General features: G+C 49.5%; 2 protein-coding genes. One reads left to right on the plus strand and one right to left on the minus strand.

The features are described from left to right. Window positions 1-899 (plus strand): L-threonylcarbamoyladenylate synthase (locus ACP45E_RS00285; protein WP_069584576.1); only part of this gene is annotated, 899 nt, incomplete at its 5' end. A gap of 78 nt (window positions 900-977) precedes the next feature. Here the strand turns inward: ACP45E_RS00285 and ACP45E_RS00290 are convergent. Continuing rightward, the coding region (locus ACP45E_RS00290; RefSeq protein ID WP_141707146.1) for a magnesium transporter at window positions 978-1,435 on the minus strand (458 nt) is incomplete at its 5' end.

Genomic DNA, 1,435 nt, shown 5'->3' on the forward strand with positions numbered 1-1,435 from the left:
AACTCGTCGCAGTACCGACAGAAACCGTCTACGGATTAGCAGCAGATGCGAGTAACCCAGAAGCGGTGGCCAAGATTTTTGAGGCTAAACAACGCCCGAAAAACCACCCACTGATTGCCCATATCGGCAGCTTTGACCAACTTTCACGCTGGGTAAAAGATATTCCAGACTGGGTTACGCCTCTGGCAGACGCTTTTTGGCCAGGGCCACTGACGCTGATTTTCGAACGCCACCCTAACGTTTCTGATGTCATCTCAGGCGGAATGACCAGCATTGGAGTCAGAATGCCTGATCACCCAGTACTGTTGTCGCTATTACAACAATTCGATATTGCCGTTGCAGCGCCATCGGCCAACCCATATCAAAAACTCAGCCCGACCAGTGCCGAACAGGTATTGAGTGGTCTGGATGGAAAAATAGCCGCGGTACTCGATGGCGGACGTTGTGGTGTCGGTACGGAATCGACCATTTTACGAATCAGTGATGATAAAGCCGAGATTTTACGCAGCGGTCCACTCTCAGCAGAGGATTTACAGCCCTACTTGCCATTTCCGGTTGTGACACCGCAAAGCCACCAGGAAGCCGTATCTGGGAATAAAAAGGTGCATTATCAGCCCAATGCGAAAGTGGTGATCTGCCCCACTCACGAACTCGAAGCACAATTAAAAACAGAGCAAACTAGCACCGGTGTGCTGGTCTATTCGGCGTCTCTGCACAATATTGATAGTGATCACCGCATCGTCCTACCCGAGGATCATCATGGCTATCGTCAGGCACTTTACGCCTCTTTGCATGCACTTGATGGTAAAGGCGTGAAAAAGCTTTTGGTTGAAGCTCCACCCCGCCTTGAAGCATGGGCTGATATCTGGGATAGATTAAGCCGCGCTGCCGCTGAATAACTCGTCATTGGCTGCACCCGCAGCCAATACTGTATTTTATGACTAATCGATCAGCTAACCACACAGCTAACCAAGCAGCTAACCAAGTAAAAGCACACTGCCCAAACCTAAGAAAGTCACAAAGCCGACGATGTCCGTAACTGTCGTTAAAATCACCGAGCCAGATAACGCAGGATCGATGTTGAGTTTGTCGAGTATCACGGGAATAAAAATCCCTGATATCGCCGCGCAAATAATATTAGCAACGATGGCAATACCAATCACCACACCCAGCATTGGGTTTTCAAACCAGTAACCGGCAACAAGGCCAATGACGACTGCCCATAACACACCGTTCAGCGCGCCGACTTTCACTTCTTTCGTTAATAAGGGTTTAAGGTTAGCTTTAGATATTTGCCCAAGTGCTAACCCCCGAACAATCAGCGTCAATGTTTGACTACCCGCTATTCCCCCCATTGACGCGACAACAGGCATTAACACTGCCAATGCGACGACCTGCTGCAACGTCGCTTCAAACAAGCCGATAAACCACGACG

It is taken from the genome of Vibrio genomosp. F10 str. 9ZD137, assembly GCF_049974785.1.
Taxonomy (GTDB): Bacteria; Pseudomonadota; Gammaproteobacteria; order Enterobacterales; family Vibrionaceae; genus Vibrio.